At 44.7% G+C, this 24,194-nt stretch carries 20 protein-coding genes and 2 tRNA genes; 18 read left to right on the plus strand and 4 right to left on the minus strand.

Annotated features, from left to right (window positions below):
* Positions 1-5 precede the first annotated feature (5 nt).
* Positions 6-1,298 (minus strand): peptidoglycan DD-metalloendopeptidase family protein, encoded by a 1,293-nt coding sequence (locus tag R7O03_RS10640; RefSeq protein ID WP_054579093.1) that lies wholly within the window; start codon positions 1,296-1,298, stop codon positions 6-8.
* Positions 1,299-1,428: 130 nt separating this feature from the next.
* Between R7O03_RS10640 and tyrS the strand changes: the two genes are divergently transcribed.
* Both tyrS and R7O03_RS10650 read left to right on the plus strand, forming a co-directional pair.
* On the plus strand, positions 1,429-2,616 hold the full coding sequence (gene tyrS, locus R7O03_RS10645; RefSeq protein ID WP_017820416.1) for a tyrosine--tRNA ligase: 1,188 nt from the start codon (positions 1,429-1,431) through the stop codon (positions 2,614-2,616).
* A 419-nt stretch (positions 2,617-3,035) separates the two neighbouring features.
* Positions 3,036-3,881, plus strand: a complete 846-nt coding sequence (locus R7O03_RS10650) for a magnesium transporter (protein ID WP_005380062.1) — start codon at positions 3,036-3,038, stop codon at positions 3,879-3,881.
* Here the strand turns inward: R7O03_RS10650 and dacB are convergent.
* Together dacB and R7O03_RS10660 are read right to left on the minus strand one after the other, a co-directional pair.
* Positions 3,860-5,281 (minus strand): serine-type D-Ala-D-Ala carboxypeptidase, encoded by a 1,422-nt coding sequence (dacB, locus tag R7O03_RS10655; protein WP_017820417.1) that lies wholly within the window; start codon positions 5,279-5,281, stop codon positions 3,860-3,862. The genes R7O03_RS10650 and dacB overlap by 22 nt on opposite strands.
* A 186-nt stretch (positions 5,282-5,467) precedes the next feature.
* Entirely contained in the window at positions 5,468-6,490 is a 1,023-nt protein-coding gene (locus R7O03_RS10660; protein ID WP_005380064.1) for a porin, read from the minus strand.
* A 545-nt stretch (positions 6,491-7,035) separates the two neighbouring features.
* On the opposite strand from R7O03_RS10660, the gene greA reads away from it, so the two are divergent.
* Entirely contained in the window at positions 7,036-7,509 is a 474-nt protein-coding gene (greA, locus tag R7O03_RS10665; protein ID WP_005380065.1) for a transcription elongation factor GreA, read from the plus strand.
* Positions 7,510-7,593: 84 nt separating this feature from the next.
* Here greA and yhbY read toward each other — a convergent pair whose 3' ends face one another.
* The gene (yhbY, locus tag R7O03_RS10670) at positions 7,594-7,890 is read right to left on the minus strand and encodes a ribosome assembly RNA-binding protein YhbY (RefSeq protein WP_005380066.1); all 297 of its coding nucleotides are present in this window, start codon (positions 7,888-7,890) and stop codon (positions 7,594-7,596) included.
* A gap of 138 nt (positions 7,891-8,028) precedes the next feature.
* On the opposite strand from yhbY, the gene rlmE reads away from it, so the two are divergent.
* The 15 genes from rlmE to nlpI all read left to right on the plus strand — a co-directional run bounded on the left by rlmE (position 8,029) and on the right by nlpI (position 24,115).
* Positions 8,029-8,658 (plus strand): 23S rRNA (uridine(2552)-2'-O)-methyltransferase RlmE, encoded by a 630-nt coding sequence (gene rlmE / locus R7O03_RS10675; protein WP_005388985.1) that lies wholly within the window; start codon positions 8,029-8,031, stop codon positions 8,656-8,658.
* 108 nt (positions 8,659-8,766) lie between these two features.
* On the plus strand, positions 8,767-10,740 hold the full coding sequence (gene ftsH / locus R7O03_RS10680; RefSeq protein WP_021034025.1) for an ATP-dependent zinc metalloprotease FtsH: 1,974 nt from the start codon (positions 8,767-8,769) through the stop codon (positions 10,738-10,740).
* A gap of 52 nt (positions 10,741-10,792) precedes the next feature.
* On the plus strand, positions 10,793-11,623 hold the full coding sequence (gene folP / locus R7O03_RS10685) for a dihydropteroate synthase (RefSeq protein ID WP_017820419.1): 831 nt from the start codon (positions 10,793-10,795) through the stop codon (positions 11,621-11,623).
* A gap of 19 nt (positions 11,624-11,642) precedes the next feature.
* The gene (glmM, locus tag R7O03_RS10690) at positions 11,643-12,983 is read left to right on the plus strand and encodes a phosphoglucosamine mutase (RefSeq protein WP_005388992.1); all 1,341 of its coding nucleotides are present in this window, start codon (positions 11,643-11,645) and stop codon (positions 12,981-12,983) included.
* A 220-nt stretch (positions 12,984-13,203) separates the two neighbouring features.
* On the plus strand, positions 13,204-13,542 hold the full coding sequence (secG, locus tag R7O03_RS10695; RefSeq protein ID WP_005380080.1) for a preprotein translocase subunit SecG: 339 nt from the start codon (positions 13,204-13,206) through the stop codon (positions 13,540-13,542).
* Positions 13,543-13,558: 16 nt separating this feature from the next.
* Positions 13,559-13,642: transfer RNA gene (locus R7O03_RS10700), tRNA-Leu, on the plus strand.
* Between the two features lie 56 nt (positions 13,643-13,698).
* Positions 13,699-13,775, plus strand: a tRNA-Met gene (locus tag R7O03_RS10705).
* A 225-nt stretch (positions 13,776-14,000) separates the two neighbouring features.
* Positions 14,001-14,456 carry a ribosome maturation factor RimP gene (rimP, locus tag R7O03_RS10710; protein WP_005386424.1) on the plus strand — a complete coding sequence of 152 codons (456 nt, stop codon included), beginning with the start codon at positions 14,001-14,003 and terminating at the stop codon, positions 14,454-14,456.
* 36 nt (positions 14,457-14,492) lie between these two features.
* Complete coding sequence (gene nusA / locus R7O03_RS10715; RefSeq protein WP_005380084.1) at positions 14,493-15,980, plus strand: transcription termination factor NusA; 1,488 nt, start codon at positions 14,493-14,495, stop codon at positions 15,978-15,980.
* A 22-nt stretch (positions 15,981-16,002) separates the two neighbouring features.
* A complete protein-coding gene (infB, locus tag R7O03_RS10720; protein WP_005380086.1) occupies positions 16,003-18,714 on the plus strand; it encodes a translation initiation factor IF-2 in 2,712 nt (903 codons plus the stop codon).
* 114 nt (positions 18,715-18,828) lie between these two features.
* Positions 18,829-19,224 (plus strand): 30S ribosome-binding factor RbfA, encoded by a 396-nt coding sequence (rbfA, locus tag R7O03_RS10725; protein WP_005380087.1) that lies wholly within the window; start codon positions 18,829-18,831, stop codon positions 19,222-19,224.
* Positions 19,224-20,177, plus strand: a complete 954-nt coding sequence (truB, locus tag R7O03_RS10730; protein WP_005380088.1) for a tRNA pseudouridine(55) synthase TruB — start codon at positions 19,224-19,226, stop codon at positions 20,175-20,177. Before rbfA ends, truB begins: the two co-directional genes overlap by 1 nt.
* Positions 20,178-20,318: 141 nt before the next feature.
* The gene (gene rpsO, locus R7O03_RS10735; RefSeq protein ID WP_005380094.1) at positions 20,319-20,588 is read left to right on the plus strand and encodes a 30S ribosomal protein S15; all 270 of its coding nucleotides are present in this window, start codon (positions 20,319-20,321) and stop codon (positions 20,586-20,588) included.
* Positions 20,589-20,880: 292 nt separating this feature from the next.
* A complete protein-coding gene (gene pnp, locus R7O03_RS10740; protein ID WP_005380098.1) occupies positions 20,881-23,016 on the plus strand; it encodes a polyribonucleotide nucleotidyltransferase in 2,136 nt (711 codons plus the stop codon).
* A gap of 178 nt (positions 23,017-23,194) precedes the next feature.
* Positions 23,195-24,115, plus strand: a complete 921-nt coding sequence (gene nlpI, locus R7O03_RS10745; protein WP_062730456.1) for a lipoprotein NlpI — start codon at positions 23,195-23,197, stop codon at positions 24,113-24,115.
* Positions 24,116-24,194: the final 79 nt, after the last annotated feature.

A 24,194-nucleotide genomic window follows, 5' to 3' on the forward strand; every position in this document is an offset into this window, starting at 1 on the left:
CTGGCTTACTTCATTGCTAGCAGTTTGCTGTAGCGTTCAAGCTTGTCCATGCTAATTTTCGCGTTTGCCATGAAAGTTTGTCTCGCTTTGCCTGTCAGGGATTTAGATTGTGGCAAATTCACCGTGCGCGGGTTTTTATGGACACCATTCACAAGGAACTCATAGTGCAGGTGAGGGCCAGTTACACGGCCAGTTCCGCCAAGCGTACCAATGGTTTGGCCTTGCTTAACGCGTTGACCAGCTCGTACAGTACGTTTGGTTAAGTGCAGGTACTTGGTAATGTAAGTATTGCTATGTTTAATGAAAACGTAGTTACCATTAAATTTGTTGTAAGACGATTTTTGAACAACGCCATCACCAGCCGCCCAAATCGGGGTGCCCACTGGTGCTGCATAGTCCGTGCCTCTATGAGGACGAACGCGTCCCGTCACTGGATGTAAGCGGCGTGGGTTGAAATTAGACGAAACTCGACGGAAGTCCAACGGCGCGCGTAAGAATGCTTTTTTCATTGCACGCCCATTTTCGTCGTAATACTTGCCACTTTTCTGATCCAATATTGCGGTAAAGGTATCGCCTTGGTTTTTAAAGATCGCAGCAATGATTTTTCCACGGCCGATTACTTCACCTTCTACCACTTCCTCTTGGTAAAGTACTCGGAAGCTGTCGTTTTTACGAATATCTAAAGCAAAGTCGATGTCCCAACCAAATATGCCAGCCAGTTCCATGATTTGGTTACCATTTAATCCAGAAGATATTCCTGCATTCCAAAAGTTTGATTTGATGGTGGCTTCAGCGTAGTTGTACTGGAAGTCGACTTCTTTTTTATCAACTTCAGAAACGTACTTGCCGTCTTTTAATGTGATACGAAAAGTCTCGAACGCGCTTAGTGTTCTTCTTAGCTGCACCAAGTTGTTATTTTCGTCAAAACCAAATTGCAATCGGTCACCAGGTCGAAGCCGAGTTAACTGTTTTTCCACTTCTTTGTCTGATGACACCAGTTCATGTAATAGACGAGCAGAAAGCCCTACGCGACTAAATAAGATGGCAGCACTCTCGCCATTTTTTACCTTGTATGTCTCCCAGCGTAGCACGGCGGGAACCGCAGGCGATGAACTATTTAGTGCACTGAGTTCGAGGGAAACTGGCACAGGATAATGTTGACCAACTTTTAATCGGCTCTGCTGCGGGTCTAGGTCTTGCGGATCAGGTAAAAAGAAGAGCGCGAAGATAATCAGCGCACTAAAAAAACCGATCAATACTTTGTGCAAGAGTGGAAGTCGGACAAAAATCGAATGCATGAGGTACTTGATTGCTAAATTAAACGGAAAAAGTGACAACTACCTAGTCTAACGTGTTTCAAAATGCATCGCTATTCAAGTAATATGTTCAGCTATTATATTTTTGCCAAATCTGTGGGAGTGAACAAGAATGGCGAGCATTGAAGCTGCACTAGCCGAGATTAAGCGCGGTGTTGAAGAGCTGATTCCAGAAGAGGAGCTAATCGCAAAACTAAAAGAAGACCGTCCTCTACGTATTAAATTGGGCGCTGATCCAACAGCACCTGACATTCACCTAGGCCATACGGTTATTTTCAATAAGCTTCGCTTGTTCCAAGAACTAGGTCATGAAGTGACGTTCCTAATCGGTGACTTCACTGCAATGGTTGGTGACCCAACAGGTAAAAACACAACTCGTCCACCGCTAAGTCGCGAAGACGTATTGCGTAACGCTGAAACGTACAAAGAGCAAGTGTTCAAAATTCTCGATCCTGCAAAGACTAAAATTCAGTTTAACTCTGAGTGGCTGTCTGAATTGGGCGCAGAAGGTATGATTCGCCTTGCGGCAAACCAAACCGTTGCTCGTATGCTAGAGCGTGACGACTTTAAAAAGCGTTACGCGGGTGGTCAGCCAATTGCTATTCATGAGTTCATGTACCCACTTCTACAAGGTTGGGACTCAGTAGCAATGGAAACGGATGTTGAATTAGGTGGTACAGACCAGAAGTTCAACCTTCTAATGGGTCGTGAACTGCAAAAGTCTCACGGTCAAAAACCTCAGGTTGTACTGATGATGCCGCTTCTAGTGGGCCTTGATGGCGAGAAGAAGATGTCTAAGTCAGCAAACAACTACATCGGTATCAGCGAAGCGCCAAGCGAAATGTTTGGTAAAATCATGTCTATTTCTGATGACTTAATGTGGAGCTACTACGAGCTGCTCTCTTTCCGTCCTCTGGAAGAGATTGCTCAATTCAAAGCTGATGTAGAAGCGGGCAAAAACCCTCGTGACATCAAAGTATTGCTAGCAAAAGAAATTATTGCTCGTTTCCACAGTGAAGCCGATGCCGATGCAGCAGAGCAAGAATTCGTAAACCGTTTTGCGAAGAACCAAATTCCTGATGAAATGCCAGAGTTTGACTTTGACGCAGGTCGCCCAGTGAGTAATCTGTTGAAAGAAGCAGGCTTATGTCCATCATCGTCAGATGCGATGCGCATGGTTAAGCAGGGCGCTGTGAAGATTGATGGTGAAAAAATTGCGGACAGCAAATTTGCTCCAGAAGCGGGTACTTACGTGTTCCAAGTAGGCAAACGTAAATTTGCTCGTATTACTATTCAGTAATTCATAATGACTGCAAATGAAAGCGTCCGAAGGGCGCTTTTTTTGTATGAAAATTTAGCAAAAACGGCAAAGTAAAACTTCCATACCTGATGAACTTTGCTACTATACTTGCGCTGCCAATAATGGCAGCGCTATCGGAGATTTACATGAACAATACCGACCATCCTCCCAGTCGTTGGGTGAGTAAGATTAAGGGAGCGAAATAACCCGCTTCGGTATTGGCGATCTCCGCCTTACCTAAGTGGTGAGGCATCTTTTCTAACTTTCTTCTCGTTATTTTCTTCATACATTCTGAATAGACAGTGCATTCGCATTGGTTTTCTCTGTGCATCTTAATTGTTGTCTGACTTTTAGCGTGCGAGAGTGGCTTTTTCATGCTTTGTCGATGGTCGTTACCAATGCCAATCGGGAGATTCGCCATGACGGTAATGAACAACACTTTTATTGAAACAACACCAAACTTTTCTGAAGTAGAAATTGGTGCAGCTCGCAATGCATTCTTGCAGTACGAGCAAGAGCAACAAGTCCATTTGCTTACGGTTATGCCGATTGATGAGGCTGTAGGTATTTTACAGCATTGCTCTGTCGGCTATGTGAATAGTCTTATTGCTCAACTTGAGCAAGCAGGTCATGACAAACGCGCACGTCATTATGCTCACCAACTGGGTCTGCATATGTCTGAAGTTGATACACCCGATGGTTATTTATCGACTAGTGTTTTGGGGCACGTGAAGCAGCGTATTGGGTGGATCATTGCACTGGCTCTTTTAGGGATAGTGTCAGGCTTGATCATTGCTCAGTATGAGGACACCCTTAGTCAGCTTGTTTTACTTGCAGTGTACATGCCAGTGATTGCAGCTGCTGGTGGTAACACAGGAACACAAGCAGCAACTTTGGTGATTCGTGCTCTTGCTACTGGAGAGTTAAAAAAACGCCAATGGTTAGAAGTTTTGTGGAAAGAGAGCCGAGTCGCTCTATTTATTGCGCTAGCGATCGCTATCGTGATGATTGGACGCATTATGTTATTTAGTGCAGGACAATCAACAGGAGGCTTTGAACTGACCGATATCGCACTGGCAATAGCAGTTGCGCTGTTCATTCAAGTCACCATTTCTACAACATTGGGCGGGCTGTTGCCAATTATTGCACGAGCTTGCAAGTTGGACCCAGCCGTATTGGTGAGTCCAGTTCTTGCGTCTATCGTCGATATTTCAGGAATGTGGATTTACTTTAACGTGGTGAACTATTTCTTAGGTATTGCCTGACTAAAGTTCACAATGTCATTGTAAAAAAGCTGCTCAAAATGTGTAATCGGGGCGATGACAGGTGTGTTGTCGTCCCGTTTTTCTGGGAAGTAGTCTGAAACAAACTGAACAAAAATGGTGTTAGGTTGACCATTTTTATCCAAGCCATATCCAGCCATATTGTAAGTCCCGTAGATAGAGCCACTTTTCGCGATCAGCTGTCCTTTAATTGGAAGTTTTCGCATACTTTGTCGGTACTTTAATGTGCCGGATTCACCTGATTTCGGCATGATGGCAATCAATTTGAGTTCGTTTTCATGCTTCCAAATATAGCGCAGCATTTCAGCCATCTTGGTCGCGGAGATCCGGTTATTTCGCGAAAGTCCTGAGCCGTCTTCTAGGCGCGCATTACGAATATCAATACCAGTGTTGGCGAAAATGATCTGCTTGATCGCTTCTGTACCGTTAGTAAAACTGCCTGGCTGAACGAAAAATTTAGCACCAAGTGTTTTGGTTAATGTGTCGGCAATCAAGTTGTCAGAGTTTTTGAGCATATCTTCAAGAATGTCTGGTAAGGCCTTTGATTGATGCATTGCGATGAGCTTTCGCTGCTTTTCTGGCGCCGTACCGACCCTAATCTTTCCTGATACTCCAATGTTGAGCTCCTTGAGCAAAGTCGCCAACCTTTGACTGGTGTAACGCTCAGGGTCTTGAACCGCAAATTTCAGTGGCAATGGTTTGTCTCTTTCAACCAAGCACCCTGTTAGCTTGTAGTTGTTATCGGGATTTGCAACTAAACCTAAGTCACAATGACGACTTTTCTTAATGGTTTTAGAAACTGTTTCTACGGTACTTGTGACACGAATAGGTTGATGCTCTGGTACGTAGACCCGCGTTCCACCATCTTTTTGTGTATAGATAGAGGCTTGTACACAGTTGTTATTGAGTGTGATGGTCGATGCCGGAGCGCTGTAGCAAACTCCCAAGATATCCCACGGCCAGCCCACCGCACGGTTATAACCAGTGAATGCGCTGTTATCGAGCCATAGGTCACCGTTAATCCGTTTTAAGCCATTTTTCTTAGCTAGAGTGAGAAGTGATTTTAAGTCGTTGGTTTGGAGTGTTGGGTCGCCGACAAAGTAAATCACTGCATCTGAGTTCGACGTTTCCAGCTTGGTTCGAAACCGGAAATTATCACCCAGTTCTAGCTTTGCGGCTAATGCGGTGACGATTTTTAATGTACTCGCTGGTGGGAACAGTTGTTCGGTAGGATGAACACCGTCAAGCTCAGCATTTTCACTGAGTTTTTCCGCAACTAAACTGATGCGGGCGCCTTCAGGCAACACCTCTTGATGAGGGTACGCTTGTGAAAAAGCAGAAAGTAATGAAGAGAATATGAGCAAGGGCCAACGTAAACGCATAATGATACTTTCTAAGGTGAGTTATGTGATTGAGTATACGCAAGTCCTTTCAATATGCTAGGTAACTAAAGAAATGCTTCAAATGTCTTCATGAATGAGACACGAGAGAAAGGCGCGCTGCTTAAAATGAAGTATAAAAAATGCCCGCTTAAAGCGGGCATTCGATATTCTAGTCAAAGACCGGAATTAGAAGTCGTAACGTAGACCTAGAGCTAGCTCGTCTTCAGCATCGATCTTAGTTGCAACTGTTTTGCTAGTGTCAGTTGAACCAAACTTGTCACCTGCATCAATCAGGTTGAAGTTGTAAGAAATGTAACCACGGAAGTTAGGCTTGAAGTAGTAAGAAGCATCAACAGCGAAGTTGTTTGCAGAAGTTTCGTTGTTAGTTTCTGCATTGTTGTATGATGTTGTAAATACTGTTTGGCCTAGAGTGTAAGCACCCGCTAGCTCGTAACCAGTGTAATCAACTGTGTTACTGTTGTTTGAATCTTCCATTTTCTCGCCGTCAGTGAATACACCAGCGAAGTAAAGATCAGACATTGTGTAAGATGCAGCTAGCATGTACTCGTTAGCTTTGTCTTGATCTGCGTAACCAGCACCTAGCTCAAGACCAGTGTCAGCTAGAGCGTAGATTGCAGATAGAGAGTAACCGTCTTGTTTGTTGTCGTAGTACTCACCAGTGTTTTTGTTTTCCATACGATCAGCGAAGCGGTAGCTTGCTTTTACGCTTAGGTTTTCAAACTGGCCTTTGTAAGCCATCATGTTGTCTGTACGGTCTGATACAGCTAGTTTGTCTGCTGCAGAGTTACCGTGGTAAGCCATGATATCTGTGAAGTCAGTGATAACGCCTAGTGCACCTTCAGTTTTACCGTATGCGAACTCACCGTAAGCACCGCCAAGACCAGCGTAAGCAAGACGAGTTTCTAGATCGCTCTTGTCGTCGCCGTCTACAGTACCGTTTTGAGCAGTCTCAAATTCACCTTCCCAGAAACCAACACCGTATAGGTTGTCATTGATTTCTTGTTTACCAAGGAAGTTTAGACGGATGCGAGATTTGTCTTGAGCGTCGCCATCTTTCATAGATAGACGTGCTTCAGCACGGCCGCCCATTTCTAGAGAAGTACCGTCTTGGTTGTAAAGTTCAGCTGCGTTTACGCCAGTTGCCATAGCTGCTGCAGATACAGAAAGAGCAATTAGAGTCTTTTTCATCTTATTTGTCCTAGTTAGCTGTCCATAATCATTGTTGTATGGGGGAGAGGTGATCTCTCACAAGTTGTTGGTCCAAAATTGGCTAATTGAGCGATATAGTTCGCACTTGTAAGCCATTGATCTAACAACTCGCTGGACATGTTTTACTGCTAAAGTTTCCGTATGAGTTAGTAAAATGATATAAATCCCACTGATGAACACTGTTCAATTGTGTGTTGTTTTTATTTAAATTACTGTTTTTAATTGAAATTATTGGCAATGACATTGGCCTGACATTGATTAGTTTTTATCTTTTTTGAGGTTTTTGGTGTAATGAACAGTGTTGTTTTTCAATAAATTGAGAAGGTGATTCGCCCTAGAACCGCTCTAAAAGTGAGTTATATCATTATGCCGAAAAGGCATAGTCTTGCTGTCTTTCGAATTAAGATGATTTCGTCCGGGAGTTTGTTTACACTAAACGAAATACATCTTTAAGCGCACTACCCAGTCCTATGACAGGGTGGGCTTTTTTTGTCCAAAGACCCATTTGGGCTTGAGGTTATAAAATGGAAAAAGTTCCAATGACACTACGTGGCGAGCAAAAGCTACGTGCAGAACTCGATCGTCTACTTAAACTACGTCCTCAGATCTCAGAGGCAATTGCTGAAGCTCGTGAGCTAGGTGATTTAAAAGAGAATGCTGAATATCACGCCGCTCGTGAAGAGCAGGGTATTTGTGAAGCACAAATCCGTGACATTGAATACAAACTGTCAGTTGCTCAAGTTATTGATGTAACGAAGATGGAGAACACGGGTAAAGTTATTTTTGGTTCAACCGTAACCTTGATTGATATCGACACCGAAGAAGAAAAAACGTACCAAATCGTTGGTGATGACGAAGCCGATATCAAAGCAGGTCGCATTTCAGTGAGCTCACCTATTGCTCGTGGCCTGATTGGCAAGATGGAAGGCGATGAAGTTGCTATTCAAACTCCGGGTGGCGCGAAAGACTTCGAAATTGACCGAGTAGAATATATCTAGGTCGTTTGGAGTAGCATTACTGCCCTGATAAAACGCAAAAAGGTCGCCTCAGGCGACCTTTTTTCTTCAGCAACGTAAGTAGAGTTACTTACGAGGGATTTCGATTTTACGCTCTTCAGACTGGCGGTATAGCACAAGCACTTTACCAATAGTCTGAACTTTTTCAGCGCCCGTCTCACGTACGATAGCGTCGATGATTAGCTGTTTTGTTTCACGATCTTCCGAAGCAACTTTTACTTTGATAAGTTCGTGATGGTTAAGAGCGATTTCAATTTCTGCTAGCACGGCTTCTGTAAGTCCATTTGCGCCCATTAGCACAACAGGTTTTAAACTGTGAGCTAGGCCTTTAAGGTGCTGCTTTTGTTTGGTGCTTAGGTTCATTACGCGGCCAATTTTCTTTAAAATAAGGGTTGAAAAAAGCTATTTTAACGCCATCTATTGCTGAAGACTATAATTTATTGAGTAATAGGTAGCGCCTATTAAAACAATAGCTCCAATTTGTGCCTTGTTGGGATTAAAATGAGTAAACAAAAACATTCGGCTAGTTCTGGTCGTTGGTTGAAAGAACACTTTGATGATAAATACGCGAATGAAGCCCGAAAAAAAGGCTACCGCTCACGTGCTTATTTCAAGATCGATGAGATTCAAACGAAAGATAAATTGTTAAAGCCTGGAATGACAGTCGTCGACTTGGGGGCTGCGCCGGGCGGATGGTCTCAATATGCTGCTAAGATAGTAGGGGACAGTGGTCAGATCATCGCGTGTGACTTGCTTCCTATGGACCCGATTGCTGGCGTTAGCTTTTTACAAGGCGACTTTCGTGATGATGCGGTATTGGAAGCTTTGCTAGAAAGGATCCAACCTTCCATGGTAGACGTAGTAATGTCTGATATGGCGCCTAACATCGCGGGAAACAATTCTGTTGATCAACCTCGCGCTATGTATTTAGTTGAATTAGCTTTAGATATGTGTCGACAAGTTCTAGCGCCTAATGGTAGCTTTGTCGTAAAGGTTTTCCAAGGGGAAGGCTTCGATCAGTATGTGAAAGAAGTCCGAGACATGTTTAAAGCCGTAAAAATTAGAAAACCAGACTCATCGCGAGCTCGCTCTCGAGAGGTCTTCGTCGTAGCCACTGGTTACAAAGGTTAACCATTTTGCTCTCTTGAGAGCGTGTTAACACTATAGCTACAGTTAATGAACTGTAGTACCCTACCTTTAATTACAATTAGTTATCGAGAGGCTTACACCTTGAGTGACATGGCAAAAAATTTAATTCTGTGGCTTGTTATCGCCGTCGTATTGATGTCGGTATTCCAGAGCTTTGGCCCTGGAGAAAGCAATGGCAGAACCGTGGATTACACCACGTTTGTACAGGAAGTTGGCCAAGGCCAGATTCAAGAAGCAACTTTTAAAGACGGTGAAATTAGCTTTGTTCGTCGTGGCGGCGGTGCCAAAATGGTCACTTACATGCCAGTGTATGACCAAAAGCTTCTAGATGACCTAATTAACCAAAACGTGAAAGTACAAGGCACGCCTCCAGAAGAGCAAAGCTTGCTTGGTACTATCTTCATCTCTTGGTTCCCAATGATCTTACTAATTGGTGTATGGATTTTCTTCATGCGTCAAATGCAAGGCGGCGGTGGTAAAGGCGCCATGTCTTTTGGTAAGAGCAAAGCTCGAATGATGAGCGAAGAACAAATCAAGACAACTTTTGCTGACGTTGCTGGTTGTGACGAAGCAAAAGAAGACGTGAAAGAACTGGTGGACTACCTACGCGATCCAAGCCGCTTCCAAAAACTGGGCGGTAAGATTCCAACGGGTGTTCTAATGGTTGGTCCTCCTGGTACGGGTAAAACGCTTCTAGCGAAAGCCATTGCCGGTGAGGCGAAAGTACCATTCTTTACTATCTCTGGTTCTGATTTCGTAGAAATGTTCGTTGGTGTTGGTGCATCTCGTGTGCGTGACATGTTTGAACAAGCAAAGAAAGCTGCACCTTGTATCATCTTTATCGATGAGATCGATGCGGTAGGTCGTCAACGTGGCGCAGGTGTTGGTGGTGGTCATGATGAACGTGAACAAACACTAAACCAAATGCTCGTTGAGATGGATGGTTTCGAAGGTAACGAAGGTATTATCGTTATCGCTGCGACTAACCGTCCGGACGTGCTAGACCCTGCGCTACTGCGTCCTGGTCGTTTTGACCGTCAAGTGGTAGTTGGTCTTCCAGATGTACGTGGCCGTGAACAGATCCTAAAAGTTCACATGCGTAAGGTCCCTCTAGCGGGTGATGTAGAGCCTTCTCTCATCGCACGTGGTACTCCAGGCTTCTCTGGTGCTGACCTAGCAAACTTAGTTAACGAAGCAGCCTTGTTTGCTGCGCGCGGTAACAAGCGCAACGTTTCTATGGTTGAGTTTGAACTGGCGAAAGACAAAATCATGATGGGTGCTGAGCGCCGTTCAATGGTGATGTCTGAGGAAGTGAAAGAGTCAACCGCATACCACGAAGCTGGTCACGCGATTGTTGGTCGCTTGGTTCCTGAACACGATCCAGTGTACAAAGTGTCTATCATTCCACGTGGTCGTGCGTTGGGTGTAACAATGTACCTTCCAGAGCAGGACCGCGTGAGCATGTCTCGCCAGCACCTAGAATCAATGATTTCTAGCTTGTACGGTGGTCGTTTAGCAGAAGAACTTATCTACGGTGCTGACAAAGTATCAACCGGTGCTTCTAATGATATCGAGCGCGCAACAGATATTGCTCGTAAGATGGTTACTCAATGGGGTTTCTCTGAAAAGCTTGGCCCTCTGCTGTATGCAGAAGATGAAGGCGAAGTGTTCTTAGGACGTAGTGTAACTCAGACTAAACATGTGTCTGACGATACAGCGAAGTTGATTGATGACGAAGTTCGTCAGATCATTGACCGCAACTACGATCGTGCGAAGAAGATTCTTCAAGAGAACATGGATATCATGCATGCGATGAAAGATGCGCTGATGAAGTATGAAACCATTGATGCTCGCCAGATTGATGACTTAATGGAGCGCAAAGCTGAAATTCGTGAGCCTGCGGGCTGGAGTGATAACTCAGCAAGCAAACCAGAAGACAGCGACAAGCCTCAAGCAAAGCAAGAAGTTAAAGAAGAAGCAACGGATACTGCGAAAGATGCAGAACAGCCTAGCTCTTCTGATACAACTTCTAACGAAGCGCCTGAAAAGAAAGACTCTGAATAAAGAGTATCGATAATATTAAACCCCGAGTTATCTCGGGGTTTTTGTGTTTATGATGATGATTACAGCAAATAACAAATCTTTGGACCTTTCGCGTCCACATGTCATGGCCATTCTAAATGTGACACCGGATTCCTTTTCGGATGGCGGTAAATACAACTCAATTGAACTTGCTCTTGCTCAAGTTGATAAAATGATAAAGGCTGGTGTAAGTATTGTTGATGTTGGTGGTGAATCGACAAGACCTGGTGCACCGGATGTGTCTTTGGAAGAAGAGCTTAGGCGTGTTGTCCCAGTAATCAAAGCCATTCGTGAAAAGTATGATGTGTGGATTTCCGTTGACACCAGTAAAGCGGAAGTGATGCGTCAAGCAATTGATGCTGGGGCTGATTTGATCAATGACATCCGTTCGCTGCAAGAGCCAGGTGCTCTGGAAGTCGCAGCAGAAGCAAACCTTCCAATTTGTCTGATGCATATGAAAGGTCAGCCTAGGACCATGCAAGTTGACCCTCATTATGATGATTTAATGGGGGACGTGTCGGCTTTTCTAGAAGAACGTATCGCGGCGTGTGAAGCAGCAGGGATTGATAAATCTCAACTGATTCTCGATCCTGGGTTTGGCTTTGGCAAAACAATCGAACACAATTATCATATGCTTGCTCATCTTGAAAAGTTTCATGAATTCGGCCTGCCTATTTTGGCTGGCATGTCTCGTAAATCCATGATCTTCAAACTGTTAGACAAGCCAGCGGCAGAGTGTACGAACGCAAGTGTCGTTTGTGCTACGATTGCCGCGATGAAAGGCGCGCAGATCATTCGCGTGCATGACTTTGAAGAGACAATCGAAGCGATGAAAGTTGTTGAGATGACGAAAAACAATATTTAAAAATAATAAAGGAAAGTTTATGTCGAATGAAAGACGTTACTTTGGTACTGACGGTGTGCGCGGTAAAGTAGGACAATACCCAATCACTCCAGACTTCGTACTTAAGCTTGGCTGGGCTGCTGGTCGTGTACTAGCGAAACAAGGCACAAAGAAAGTTATCATAGGTAAAGATACACGTATTTCAGGTTATATGCTTGAATCTGCACTAGAGGCTGGCCTTGCAGCTGCGGGACTTAAAGCAACATTTACTGGTCCCATGCCAACTCCAGCTGTGGCATATTTAACTCAGACTTTCCGTGCCGAGGCTGGTATTGTGATTTCTGCATCACATAACCCATATTACGACAACGGCATTAAATTCTTTTCTTCTGAGGGTACTAAGCTACCTGACGATATCGAATTGGCGATCGAAGCTGAGTTAGATAAAGAAATTGAATGTGTGGAGTCTGCTGAGCTTGGTAAAGCAACCCGCCTAAATGATGCAGCTGGTCGTTACATCGAATTCTGTAAGAGTACTTTCCCATCTGAGTTGAGCCTTGCGAACTTTAAGATCGTAGTAGACTGTGCGCACGGTGCAACGTACCACATCGCTCCAAATGTTTTCAAAGAACTTGGGGCAGAAGTTATCGCTATGGGCGTAGAGCCTAACGGCATCAACATTAATGAAAAAGTGGGCGCAACAGACGTACGAGCTCTTCAACAGCGTGTTGTTGAAGAGCAAGCGCATCTTGGTCTCGCATTTGATGGTGATGGTGACCGCATCATTATGGTCGACCACCTAGGTAACAAAGTTGATGGTGACCAAATTGCTTATATCATCGCTCGTGATGCACTTCGTCGTGGTGAGCTAAAGGGTGGTGTTGTTGGTACACTAATGACTAACTTGGGTATGGAAAATGGTTTAAAGCAGCTAGGCATTCCGTTTGTACGTGCTGCTGTTGGTGACCGTTATGTCATGGAGCAACTGCTAGAAAAAGGTTGGAAAATTGGTGCTGAAAACTCAGGCCATGTGATCTTATTAGATAAAGTCACAACCGGCGATGCGATTGTTGCTGCACTTCAAGTACTTGCTTCTGTAATTGGCAGCGATATGTCTTTATATGAACTATCGCAAGGAATGACATTATATCCTCAGGTTTTAGAAAATGTCCGTTTCTCAGGAGAAAGTAACCCTCTTGAAGCTACAGCTGTATTAAACGCTGTCGCTGAAGTAGAGGCGACACTTGGTGATAAAGGGCGTGTACTGCTGCGTAAGTCTGGCACTGAGCCTTTGATCCGCGTTATGGTGGAAGGCGAAGATGGTGAACTAGTTCAACACTCAGCATTGAAAATCGCTGAGGCTGTTAAAGCAAGTTGTTAATCATTGCGTTAAAGCATGTCTTGAATGAAAAGGGCATCTTTTGCCCTTTTTTTGAGCGCTTAACGCATTGGCATTGATTTTTTACTAATTTTCCCTTGTCAGCGTTACTGGCTTTCGCTAGTATTGCTCCGCCTCCCGTTAGGAGGTCGCTAGCCTTGTTCATAATGATTTATTCTTTTGAACGGCGCTGGCTCAACAATTTGGAACATAGGTGGAAAAAATGTTTTCAGTTCTACTTGTGATTTACCTGTTGGCAGCGCTTGGTGTGATTGGCCTTGTGTTGATTCAACAAGGTAAAGGCGCAGATATGGGAGCCTCGTTCGGTGCTGGTGCTTCAAACACAGTGTTTGGTGCTGGCGGCTCAGGTAATTTCCTAACCCGAACAACTGCTATTTTAGCAACCGTATTCTTTATCGTTAGCTTGTTACTTGGTCGTATGTCTACGCACCAGACTGAATCACAATGGGTAGACCCAACGTTAGGTCAACCAGTTGTTGAACAAGTTAAGGATGCAGCGAGTGAAGTTCCTGCCCCTGCGGGTGATGAAATTCCTCAATAAGCTGTAAGGTTTTGATGCCGAGATGGTGAAATTGGTAGACACGCTAGCATGAGGTGCTAGTGCCTTAGGTGTGAGGGTTCGAGTCCCTCTCTCGGCACCATGTATTTACAAACTTGTAAATCACTTGTTTGCGAGTATAATGCTCAGCAAGTCGGACGCGGGGTGGAGCAGCTTGGTAGCTCGTCGGGCTCATAACCCGAAGGTCGTCGGTTCAAATCCGGCCCCCGCAACCAATCTCTTTCTTTAAAAGGAAATCGTAGATTGGCAAGTTTGCGTAGTGCTAACCACACTACGAGTTAAGAAAAGCAATTGTTGGCTATTCTTAACGTATCAGGGTCCAGCAGCATAAAACCCCGACTATCGGGGTTTTTTGTTATCTGAGCTTTTTGAAATAGCTCAGATACTGCTTGGTTTTTTGATTGGGCTCTGAGCCCTTTTTTTGTTTCTGGAGTGGTTAAATGACTGGTTTAGAAAGACAACTTACTGAAATGCTTGACGCGCCAGTAGCGGCATCAGGTTATGAGTTAGTTGGATTAGAATTCATTCGTGCAGGCGCGCACTCAACGTTACGTATCTACATTGACCATGAAAATGGTATTAACGTAGACGACTGTGCAGAAGTTAGCCACCAAGTTAGTGCAGTTTTAGACGTTGAAGATCCAATTTCTGTTGCTTACAGCCTAGAAGTGTCTTCTCCAGGTTTAGAAAGACCACTTTTTAAAGCAGCACATTACGAGCAATTTATTGGTCACGAGGTCAGCATCGTATTGAAAATGGCTGTAGCAAACCGTCGTAAGTGGAAAGGTATTATCCACGGTGTTGATGGCGAAACAGTGACAATTACTGTAGACGGTCAGCAAGAAGAGTTTGCTCTAAGTAACATTTCCAAAGCTAACCTGATCCCTAAATTTTAGTTCCCTAAAAAAGTTTAAGCTTAGAGGCTAAATACAATGAGTAAAGAAATTTTAGCGGTAGCAGAAGCGGTATCGAACGAAAAAGCGGTACCTCGTGAGCGTATCTTTGAGGCTCTTGAGATTGCTCTAGCAACTTCTACAAAGAAAAAATACGAAATCGAAATCGACGTACGTGTTGCCATTGACCGTAAAACCGGTGAGTTTGTAACTTACCGCCGTTGGTTAGTTGTTGATGACGTTGAGAACCCTACAAAAGAGATCTCACTAGAAGCAGCGCAATACGAAGATGACTCAATCGAGCTTGGCGACTACGTAGAAGACGAAATCGAATCAGTAACGTTTGACCGTATTACGACTCAAACTGCTAAGCAAGTTATCGTACAAAAAGTTCGTGAAGCTGAGCGCGCACAAATCGTTGAACAGTTCATCGACAATGAAGGTGATCTAATCACTGGTGTCGTGAAAAAAGTAAACCGTGACACAATCGTGCTTGATCTTGGTAATAACGCTGAAGCGGTAATCCTGCGTGATGACCAACTTCCTCGTGAAAACTTCCGTCCAGGCGACCGTGTACGTGGCCTTCTTTACAAAGTCGCGCCTGAAGCACGTGGTTTCCAATTGTTCATCACTCGTTCTAAGCCAGAAATGTTGGCAGAACTGTTCCGTGTTGAAGTGCCTGAAATCGCAGAAGATATTATCGAGTTGAAAGGCGCGGCACGTGATCCTGGTTCTCGCGCTAAGATCGCTGTCAAAACAAATGACAAACGTATCGACCCTGTAGGTGCGTGTGTTGGTATGCGTGGTGCACGTGTACAAGCTGTTTCTGGCGAACTTGGTGGGGAGCGTATCGATATTGTGCTTTGGGATGATAACCCAGCTCAATTCGTTATCAACGCAATGGCGCCAGCTGATGTTGCTTCTATCATCGTTGATGAGGATGCACACTCAATGGACATCGCAGTTGAAGCTGACAACCTAGCGCAAGCTATCGGTCGTAACGGTCAAAACGTGCGTCTAGCATCTCAACTAACAGGTTGGGAACTGAATGTTATGACAGTTGCTGATCTTCAGAAGAAACACGCTGAAGAATCACAAGCATCTATTGAAAACTTCATGAAGTACCTAGATATTGAAGAAGACTTCGCTCAACTTCTTGTTGAAGAAGGTTTCTCAACGCTAGAAGAAATCGCATACGTGCCAGTTAACGAGCTACTAGAAATCGATGGTTTGAATGAAGAACTAATCGAAGAGCTTCGTGGACGTGCAAAAGATGCACTAACGACGATCGCACTAGCACAAGAAGAGTCTTTTGAAGGTCTAGAACCAGCTGAGGACCTACTTGCACTTGAAGGTCTTGAGCGTGAGATGGCATTTAAATTGGCAGCGAAAGGTGTAGCGACACTGGAAGATCTTGCTGACCAAGGTATTGACGATTTAGAAGGTATCGAAGGCCTGACCGAAGAACGTGCAGGTGAGCTAATTATGGCCGCACGTAACATCTGTTGGTTCGGCGAAGAAGCATAATTTTCGGCAAGGAGGAAGCGGCATGACACAATTAACAGTTAAAGCACTGAGTGATGAGATTGGTACGCCAGTCGACCGCTTGATTGAACAACTTGCTGACGCTGGCATTAAAAAGGCGAGCTCTGACAATGTTACTGATGAAGAGAAGCAGAAGCTTCTCTCTCATTTAAAGAAAGAACACGGTGATAAATCAGGTGATTCAGAGCCGACTCGCCTTACGCTTCAGCGTAAAACTCGTAGTACACTTAGTGTGAACGCGGGTGGTGGTAAGAGTAAGAATGTTCAGGTTGAGGTGCGCAAAAAACGTACATACGTGAAGCGCAGCACAATTGAAGATGAAGCGAAACGTGAAGCTGAAGAAGCAGCACAACGTGAAGCAGAAGAAGCAGCAAAACGTGCAGCAGAAGAAGCTGCAAAACGTGAAGCTGAAGAAGCTGCGAAACGTGAAGCTGAAGAAGCTGCAAAACGTGAAGCGGAAGAAAAAGCGAAACGTGAAGCTGAAGAAAAAGCGAAGCGAGACGTAGATACGAATGCACAACGTAATGCTGAAGAAAAAGCAAAGCGTGATGCTGAAGAGAAAATTAAGCAAGAAGCAGCGCGAAAAGAGGCCGACGAGCTTAAACGTCGTCAGGAAGAAGAAGCTAAGCGTAAGGCTGAAGAGGAAAGTCAGCGCAAGCTTGAAGAAGCTCGCGAATTGGCTGAAAAGAATAAAGAGCGTTGGTCTGCTGCAGAAGAGAAAAAGGGTGATATGGAAGATACAGATTACCATGTAACGACTTCACAATACGCACGTGAAGCCGAAGATGAAGCAGATCGCAAAGTAGAAGGCGGTCGTCGTAAGAAGAAAAAAGCAGCTTCGGGTAAAGACGACCAAGCTCGCGGTGGCCGTAACAACCAACGTGGCGGTAGAGGTCGTAAGGGCAAACTTGCTAAGCCGACTTCAATGCAGCACGGGTTTGATAAGTCAGCAACGGTTGCTAAGCAAGACGTTGTAATTGGCGAAACGATCGTTCTATCAGAACTTGCTAACAAGATGTCGGTTAAAGCGACAGAAGTTATCAAAGTAATGATGAAGATGGGCGCTATGGCGACTATCAACCAAGTGATCGACCAAGAAACAGCACAACTTGTTGCTGAAGAAATGGGCCATAAAGTAGTTCTTCGTAAAGAGAACGAACTGGAAGAAGCGGTACTATCTGACCGTGACACTAACGCGGAAGCAGTTCCACGTGCTCCAGTTGTTACTATCATGGGTCACGTTGACCACGGTAAAACGTCAACACTTGACTACATCCGTCGCACACACGTTGCTTCTGGCGAAGCGGGTGGTATTACTCAGCACATTGGTGCGTACCACGTTGAAACAGACAACGGCATGATCACGTTCCTTGATACTCCTGGACACGCAGCGTTTACTGCAATGCGTGCTCGTGGTGCTCAAGCGACAGATATCGTTGTTCTTGTAGTTGCAGCAGACGATGGCGTAATGCCACAAACAGTAGAAGCGATTCAGCACGCGAAAGCGGCAGGCGTTCCTCTAATTGTTGCTGTGAACAAGATCGATAAAGAAGACGCGAACCCAGATAACGTTAAGAACGAGCTTGCTCAATACGACGTTATTCCTGAAGAGTGGGGCGGTGAGAACATGTTCGTTCACATCTCTGCTAAACAGGGTACAAACATCGATGGTCTTCTAGAAGCAATCCTTCTTCAGTCTGAAGTTCTTGAACTTACAGCTGTAGCTGAAGGCATGGCATCTGGTGTTGTTGTTGAATCTCGCCTAGATAAAGGTCGTGGTCCAGTTGCAACAGTACTTGTTCAATCAGGTACACTAAACAAAGGCGACATCGTTCTTTGTGGTCAAGAATACGGCCGTGTTCGTGCAATGCGTGATGAGCTAGGTAAAGAAATTACTTCGGCTGGCCCATCTATCCCTGTAGAGATCCTAGGTCTTTCAGGTGTACCATCTTCAGGTGATGAAGCAACAGTAGTTCGTGACGAGCGTAAAGCGCGTGAAGTAGCTAACTACCGTGCTGGTAAGTTCCGTGAAGTGAAACTTGCTCGTCAGCAGAAATCTAAACTAGAGAACATGTTCTCTAACATGACTGCAGGTGAAGTTGCTGAACTTAACGTTGTACTTAAAGCAGACGTTCAAGGTTCTGTAGAAGCAATCGCAGACTCACTAGTTAAGCTATCTACTGACGAAGTTAAAGTGAACATCGTTGGTTCTGGTGTTGGTGGTATTACGGAAACTGACGTAGTACTAGCGGAAGCTTCAAACGCAATCATCCTTGGCTTTAACGTTCGTGCAGATGCTTCTGCTCGTCGTGCTGTTGAAGCCGCAGCTGTTGACTTACGTTACTACTCAATCATTTACCAATTGATTGACGAAGTGAAACAAGCAATGGGCGGTATGCTTGCTCCAGAATTCAAGCAAGAGATCATTGGTCTTGCTGAAGTTCGTGACGTGTTTAAGTCACCGAAACTGGGCGCTATCGCTGGTTGTATGGTTACAGAAGGTGTGATCAAGCGTAACAACCCAATCCGTGTACTACGTGATAACGTTGTTATTTACGAAGGTGAACTAGAGTCACTACGTCGTTTCAAAGATGACGTTCAAGAAGTTAAGAATGGCTACGAATGTGGTATCGGCGTTAAGAACTACAATGATGTTCGCGTTGGTGACCAAATCGAAGTCTTCGAAATCGTTGAAATTAAACGTACTCTAGACTAATTGACTAAAATTACTAATATTGTCTTTGAAAGATAAGTAGTAATTGGTTGTTGAATACACCATGGGGGGCTGGCTTTGACCAACCCCCCATTCTTTCTATATAAGAGTAAAGATATGTCAAAAGAATTTAGCCGCACGCAGCGCGTTGCACAGCAGCTGCAAAAAGAACTAGCGATGATCCTTCAACGTGAAGTTCGTGACTCTCGCCTTGGCATGGTGACGATCTCAGACGTAGAAGTCTCTCGTGACCTAGCTTACGCAAAAGTATTTGTGACCTTCCTGTGTGTGGGTGAGCAAACACCTGAATCATGTCTAGCAGCGCTACGTGAGCACGAAGTGCACATTCGCATGATGTTAGGTAAGCGTATTCGTCTACGTTTAACGCCAGAAATCCGCTTCCACTATGACAATACGCTTGTTGAAGGTATGCGTATGTCTAACCTAGTGTCTGAAGTCGTTAGTTCAGACAAACAAAAGCAAAAAGATTCTGGTCGTGAGGACGAAGAATAATGGCTCGTCGTCGTAAAGGTCGTCCAATTAATGGCGTTATACTGTTGGACAAACCAACAGGTATCTCTTCCAATGATGCACTGCAAAAAGTAAAGCGAATCTACTTTGCCGAGAAAGCAGGCCACACTGGAGCCTTGGACCCATTAGCGACAGGCATGCTGCCAATTTGCTTGGGTGAAGCGACAAAATTTTCTCAGTTTCTTCTTGATTCTGATAAACGCTACCGCGTGATCGCAAAGCTGGGTGAACGTACCAATACGTCTGACTCGGATGGTGAAGTTGTAGAGACGCGTCCAGTCGATGTTACGTTAGACAAGCTAGAAGCGTGCATCGATCAGTTCCGTGGTGAATCTGATCAAGTGCCTTCCATGTTCTCTGCGTTGAAGTATCAAGGTAAACCCTTGTATGAATACGCTCGTAAAGGCATCGAAGTTCCGCGTGAATCTCGTAAGATCACGGTATATGAGATTGTTCTTCACCGTTTTGAAGGCGATGAAGTAGAGATGGAAGTGCACTGCTCTAAAGGTACCTATATTCGTACTATCGTTGATGATCTGGGCGAAATGTTAGGTTGTGGTGCGCACGTAACTATGCTTCGTCGTACTGGTGTTGCTAAATACCCTTACGAGAATATGGTAACACTTGAGCAACTAAATGAGTTGCTAGAGCAAGCTCACCGCGAGGAACGAGCGCCTCGAGAACTACTGGACCCACTGCTTTTGCCAATGGATACAGCGGTAGAAGACTTACCAGAAGTCAACTTGGTGCCTGAACTGGCGAATATGGTCCAACATGGGCAGCCCGTTCAAGTATTTGGTGCTCCGACTGAGGGCTCACTTCGCCTTACTATGGGTGAAGAACGCTTGTTTATTGGCGTTGGCGAAATGAACGAAGATGGCAAAATCGCTCCTAAGCGATTGGTCGTGTTCCGAGATGACGTTGCATCCAAGTAAATGATTGAAAATACCGACCTGAGTGTCGGTATTTTTATATTGCACGAGATAGGAAATTTCCCTATAATCCGCGCTTCGCGTAGCGGCTGAATCAGAGATTGGCTGCTACAACTTTAAACCTACTCTTATTAGGAGAGAATTATGTCTCTGAATGCAGAAACTAAAGCAGCAATCGTTGCAGAATACGCACAAGGCGAAGGCGACACTGGTTCACCAGAAGTTCAAGTAGCTCTACTTACAGCTTCTATCAACCACCTACAAGGTCACTTCAAAGCGCACAAAGGCGATCACCACAGCCGTCGTGGTCTTCTACGCATGGTTTCTCGTCGTCGTAAGCTTCTAGATTACCTAAAAGGTAAAAACCTAGCTCGCTACCAAGACCTAATCAAACGTCTAGGCCTACGTCGCTAATCAGCGACTGCATAGCAGTTTGTCTAAAAAGGGGCTTTATGCCCCTTTTTTGTTGCCTAAATTTAGCCAAATTAGACTTATGCCGTTATAATACTGGCGGCTAAACCTTGTAAGAGGTTTTCTCAAAAGCTCATAGCATTACAGTCAACCACGTCGACCAAAAGGTCGCGACTATTCAAAAGGAACTTCCGAGTTTCTTTTTACTAGTCGCGATTCGTAATGCCTTGAGTGTCAATTAACACATCTAAGATTTCTTTAAGCACTAAAGGAAGATTAGAAACAAGGAATAACAATGTTCGAAAAACCAGTTGTTAAAACGTTCCAGTACGGTAACCACACAGTTACTTTAGAAACTGGCGTTATTGCACGTCAAGCTACAGCAGCAGTTATGGTCACAATGGATGATACGTCTGTATTCGTATCTGTTGTAGGTAAAAAAGAAGCCGTTGCAGGTCAAGACTTCTTCCCACTAACGGTTAACTACCAAGAGCGTACTTACGCTGCGGGTAAAATCCCAGGCGGCTTCTTCAAACGTGAAGGTCGTCCTTCTGAAGGCGAAACGCTAACAGCTCGTCTAATCGACCGTCCAATCCGTCCGCTATTCCCAGACGCGTTTAAAAACGAAGTTCAGGTTATCGCGACAGTAATGTCTGTAAACCCAGATGTTCAGCCAGATATCGTTACAATGATCGGTACTTCTGCTGCTCTTGCTATCTCTGGCATTCCATTCAACGGCCCTATCGGTGCGGCGCGTGTTGGTCATATCGATGGTCAGCTTGTACTTAACCCTAGCCAAACTGAACTAGAAACTTCTAAGCTTGACCTTGTTGTTGCAGGTACAGAGTCAGCAGTACTGATGGTTGAGTCAGAAGCGGACAACCTAACTGAAGAAGAAATGCTAGCGGCGGTTGTTTATGGTCATGACCAACAACAAGTTGCTATTCAAGCTATCAACGAATTCAAAGCAGAAGTTGCAACTCCTGCTTGGGATTGGGTTGCTCCTGAAGAGAACACAGCGCTTAAAAATAAGATTGCTGATCTAGCAGAAGCTAAACTTGTTGAAGCTTACCAAATTACTGAGAAAATGGCTCGTTACGACCGCATCCATGAGATCGCTGCGGAAGTAAATGAAGTTCTTCTTGCTGAAGATCCTGAAGCAGACACAAAAGAAATCCACACTATCTTCCATGATCTAGAGAAGACAGTAGTACGTAGCCGTATTATTGCTGGTAACCCTCGTATCGATGGCCGTGAAAAAGACATGGTTCGTGCACTAGATGTACGTACTGGTGTTCTTCCTCGTACTCACGGTAGCGCGCTATTCACTCGTGGTGAAACTCAGGCGATCGTTACTGCAACGCTAGGTACTCAGCGTGATGCTCAAATCATCGATGAGCTAACTGGTGAGCGTAAAGATCACTTCCTACTGCACTACAACTTCCCTCCATACTGTGTAGGTGAAACTGGTTTTGTAGGTTCTCCTAAGCGTCGTGAAATCGGCCACGGTAAACTGGCGAAGCGTGGTATTGCTGCAGTAATGCCTTCTGTTGATGAGTTCCCATACACAGTACGTGTTGTATCGGAAATCACTGAATCTAACGGTTCATCTTCAATGGCTTCAGTATGTGGTACTTCTCTTGCGCTTATGGACGCAGGTGTACCAATCAAAGCATCTGTTGCTGGTATTGCAATGGGTCTTGTTAAAGAAGGTGACGATTTCGTTGTACTTTCTGACATCCTTGGCGATGAAGACCACCTAGGTGACATGGACTTTAAAGTAGCAGGTACTAACACTGGTATCACTGCACTTCAAATGGACATCAAGATCGAAGGCATCACTAAAGAAATCATGCAAATTGCGCTTAACCAAGCTCAAGGCGCACGTAAGCACATCCTATCTGTAATGGATGAAGCAATCTCTGGTGCTCGTGAAGACATCTCTGAATTTGCTCCTCGTATTCACACGATGAAGATCAGCGCAGAGAAGATCAAAGACGTTATCGGTAAAGGTGGTGCAGTTATCCGTGCTTTAACTGAAGAGACTGGTACAACTATCGAAATCGAAGACGACGGTACTATCAAGATTGCGGCAACTGAAGGCACTGCTGCGAAAGAAGCTATCCGCCGTATCGAAGAGATCACTGCTGAAGTTGAAGTGGGCCGTATCTACACAGGTAAAGTTGCACGTCTAGCGGACTTCGGTGCATTCGTAACGGTTCTTCCAGGCAAAGATGGTCTTGTACACATCTCTCAAATCGCCGAAAAACGTGTTGAGAAAGTGTCTGACTACCTAGCTGAAGGTCAAGAAGTTCAAGTTAAAGTTCTTGAAATCGACCGCCAAGGCCGTGTACGTCTAAGCATGAAAGAAGCGGTAGAAAAGCCAGCTGAAGAAGCTGCTGCTGAAGCACCGGCTGCTAAAGACGAGTAAGACAAAATGAGACTTTCAGCCTTTTATTAGATTAAGGGCCTGAAAGCATGTTATAAAAGGGGAGCATTTTCGCTCCCCTTTTTTGGTTTGTTTCGATGTATTAACCTCAAACGAGGTTATCGCCTATATTGCATTAAGAGAAACAAATCTTGAGCGGTCCAAACAGGAGTATCAATTAGTGAAATGGTTTCAAACCGCAATTTTATGTGTTGCTATCGCGCTGGCCGGTTGTGCAAATACTTCTCAACAATCAGCACAAAAGTGGTTATATCCACCGATGGCGGTGCCACTTCAGCCTAGTGTTCAACAAGAAGTACAAATCGCGCGTCTATCGCAGTTGCTACAACGTCCCGACCTTAGTGATGAAGTGCGCGCTAAAATGCATTATGAGCGCGGTAGCTACTACGACAGCGTTGGTTTGCGTGATCTTGCCCGTTTGGACTTTAACCAGTCTTTGCAGTTGAATCCTGCTCAGCCGGACATCTTCAATCTTTTGGGAGTATACTTTACCCAAGTAGGAGAGTTTGATGCGGCATATGAAGCGTTTGACTCGACCATAGAGTTGGCTCCTGATAATACCTATGCTGAGCGCAACCGTGCGATTGCACTGTATTATGGTGGCCGAATCGATCTCGCTTTAGAAGATATGACCAAGCATTATCAAGAAATGCCTACGGATCCTTTTCGTTCATTATGGCTGTACATCATCGAAGCTGAGCAAAATCCAGAGCAAGCAAAAGCCAATCTTCAACAGCGTTATTTACGAGATCGTAGTGAAGAGTGGGGATGGGTTCTTGTTGCCATCATGCTACGAGACGTCTCGGACGAAGACGCGCTTAAAGCAATTATGGATGGAACGAGAGAGAACTATCGCCTAGCTGAACGATTGACGGAAACGTATTTCTACCTTGGAAAGCGTAATCAGCTTGAAGGTGATATCGCAAGTGCCATCTCACTTTATAAGCTCGCGATTTCGTTCAACGTTTACGATTATGTTGAGCATCGCTATTCTTTCTTGGAGCTGGCGCAAATTTACGATCAATTACAGCAAGATAGATTGGCCAAGTTAAAGGCTGCCAAGAAGCTGGAAATTGAATGATTTAGAGCCGCTCGATGAGAGCGGCTTTTTTTATGATTGAACTTGATGAGTGACTCATTTAAAATAGTTAGTCTTGCTA

Origin of the sequence: Vibrio sp. Vb2960, from assembly GCF_033337665.1 — a bacterium.
GTDB lineage: Bacteria > Pseudomonadota > Gammaproteobacteria > Enterobacterales > Vibrionaceae > Vibrio > Vibrio alginolyticus.

Bases quoted from the DNA above. Each gene is read 5' to 3' on its own strand.
- greA (WP_005380065.1), top strand. From the start codon at position 7,036: ATGGAAAAAGTTCCAATGACACTACGTGGCGAGCAAAAGCTACGTGCA.
- yhbY (WP_005380066.1), bottom strand. From the start codon at position 7,890: ATGAACCTAAGCACCAAACAAAAGCAGCACCTTAAAGGCCTAGCTCAC.
- truB (WP_005380088.1), top strand. From the start codon at position 19,224: ATGGCTCGTCGTCGTAAAGGTCGTCCAATTAATGGCGTTATACTGTTG.
- rpsO (WP_005380094.1), top strand. From the start codon at position 20,319: ATGTCTCTGAATGCAGAAACTAAAGCAGCAATCGTTGCAGAATACGCA.
- R7O03_RS10660 (WP_005380064.1), bottom strand. From the start codon at position 6,490: ATGAAAAAGACTCTAATTGCTCTTTCTGTATCTGCAGCAGCTATGGCA.
- tyrS (WP_017820416.1), top strand. From the start codon at position 1,429: ATGGCGAGCATTGAAGCTGCACTAGCCGAGATTAAGCGCGGTGTTGAA.
- ftsH (WP_021034025.1), top strand. From the start codon at position 8,767: ATGGCAAAAAATTTAATTCTGTGGCTTGTTATCGCCGTCGTATTGATG.
- secG (WP_005380080.1), top strand. From the start codon at position 13,204: ATGTTTTCAGTTCTACTTGTGATTTACCTGTTGGCAGCGCTTGGTGTG.
- rimP (WP_005386424.1), top strand. From the start codon at position 14,001: ATGACTGGTTTAGAAAGACAACTTACTGAAATGCTTGACGCGCCAGTA.
- infB (WP_005380086.1), top strand. From the start codon at position 16,003: ATGACACAATTAACAGTTAAAGCACTGAGTGATGAGATTGGTACGCCA.
- rbfA (WP_005380087.1), top strand. From the start codon at position 18,829: ATGTCAAAAGAATTTAGCCGCACGCAGCGCGTTGCACAGCAGCTGCAA.
- pnp (WP_005380098.1), top strand. From the start codon at position 20,881: ATGTTCGAAAAACCAGTTGTTAAAACGTTCCAGTACGGTAACCACACA.
- rlmE (WP_005388985.1), top strand. From the start codon at position 8,029: ATGAGTAAACAAAAACATTCGGCTAGTTCTGGTCGTTGGTTGAAAGAA.
- glmM (WP_005388992.1), top strand. From the start codon at position 11,643: ATGTCGAATGAAAGACGTTACTTTGGTACTGACGGTGTGCGCGGTAAA.
- nusA (WP_005380084.1), top strand. From the start codon at position 14,493: ATGAGTAAAGAAATTTTAGCGGTAGCAGAAGCGGTATCGAACGAAAAA.
- R7O03_RS10640 (WP_054579093.1), bottom strand. From the start codon at position 1,298: ATGCATTCGATTTTTGTCCGACTTCCACTCTTGCACAAAGTATTGATC.
- folP (WP_017820419.1), top strand. From the start codon at position 10,793: ATGATGATTACAGCAAATAACAAATCTTTGGACCTTTCGCGTCCACAT.
- R7O03_RS10650 (WP_005380062.1), top strand. From the start codon at position 3,036: ATGACGGTAATGAACAACACTTTTATTGAAACAACACCAAACTTTTCT.
- dacB (WP_017820417.1), bottom strand. From the start codon at position 5,281: ATGCGTTTACGTTGGCCCTTGCTCATATTCTCTTCATTACTTTCTGCT.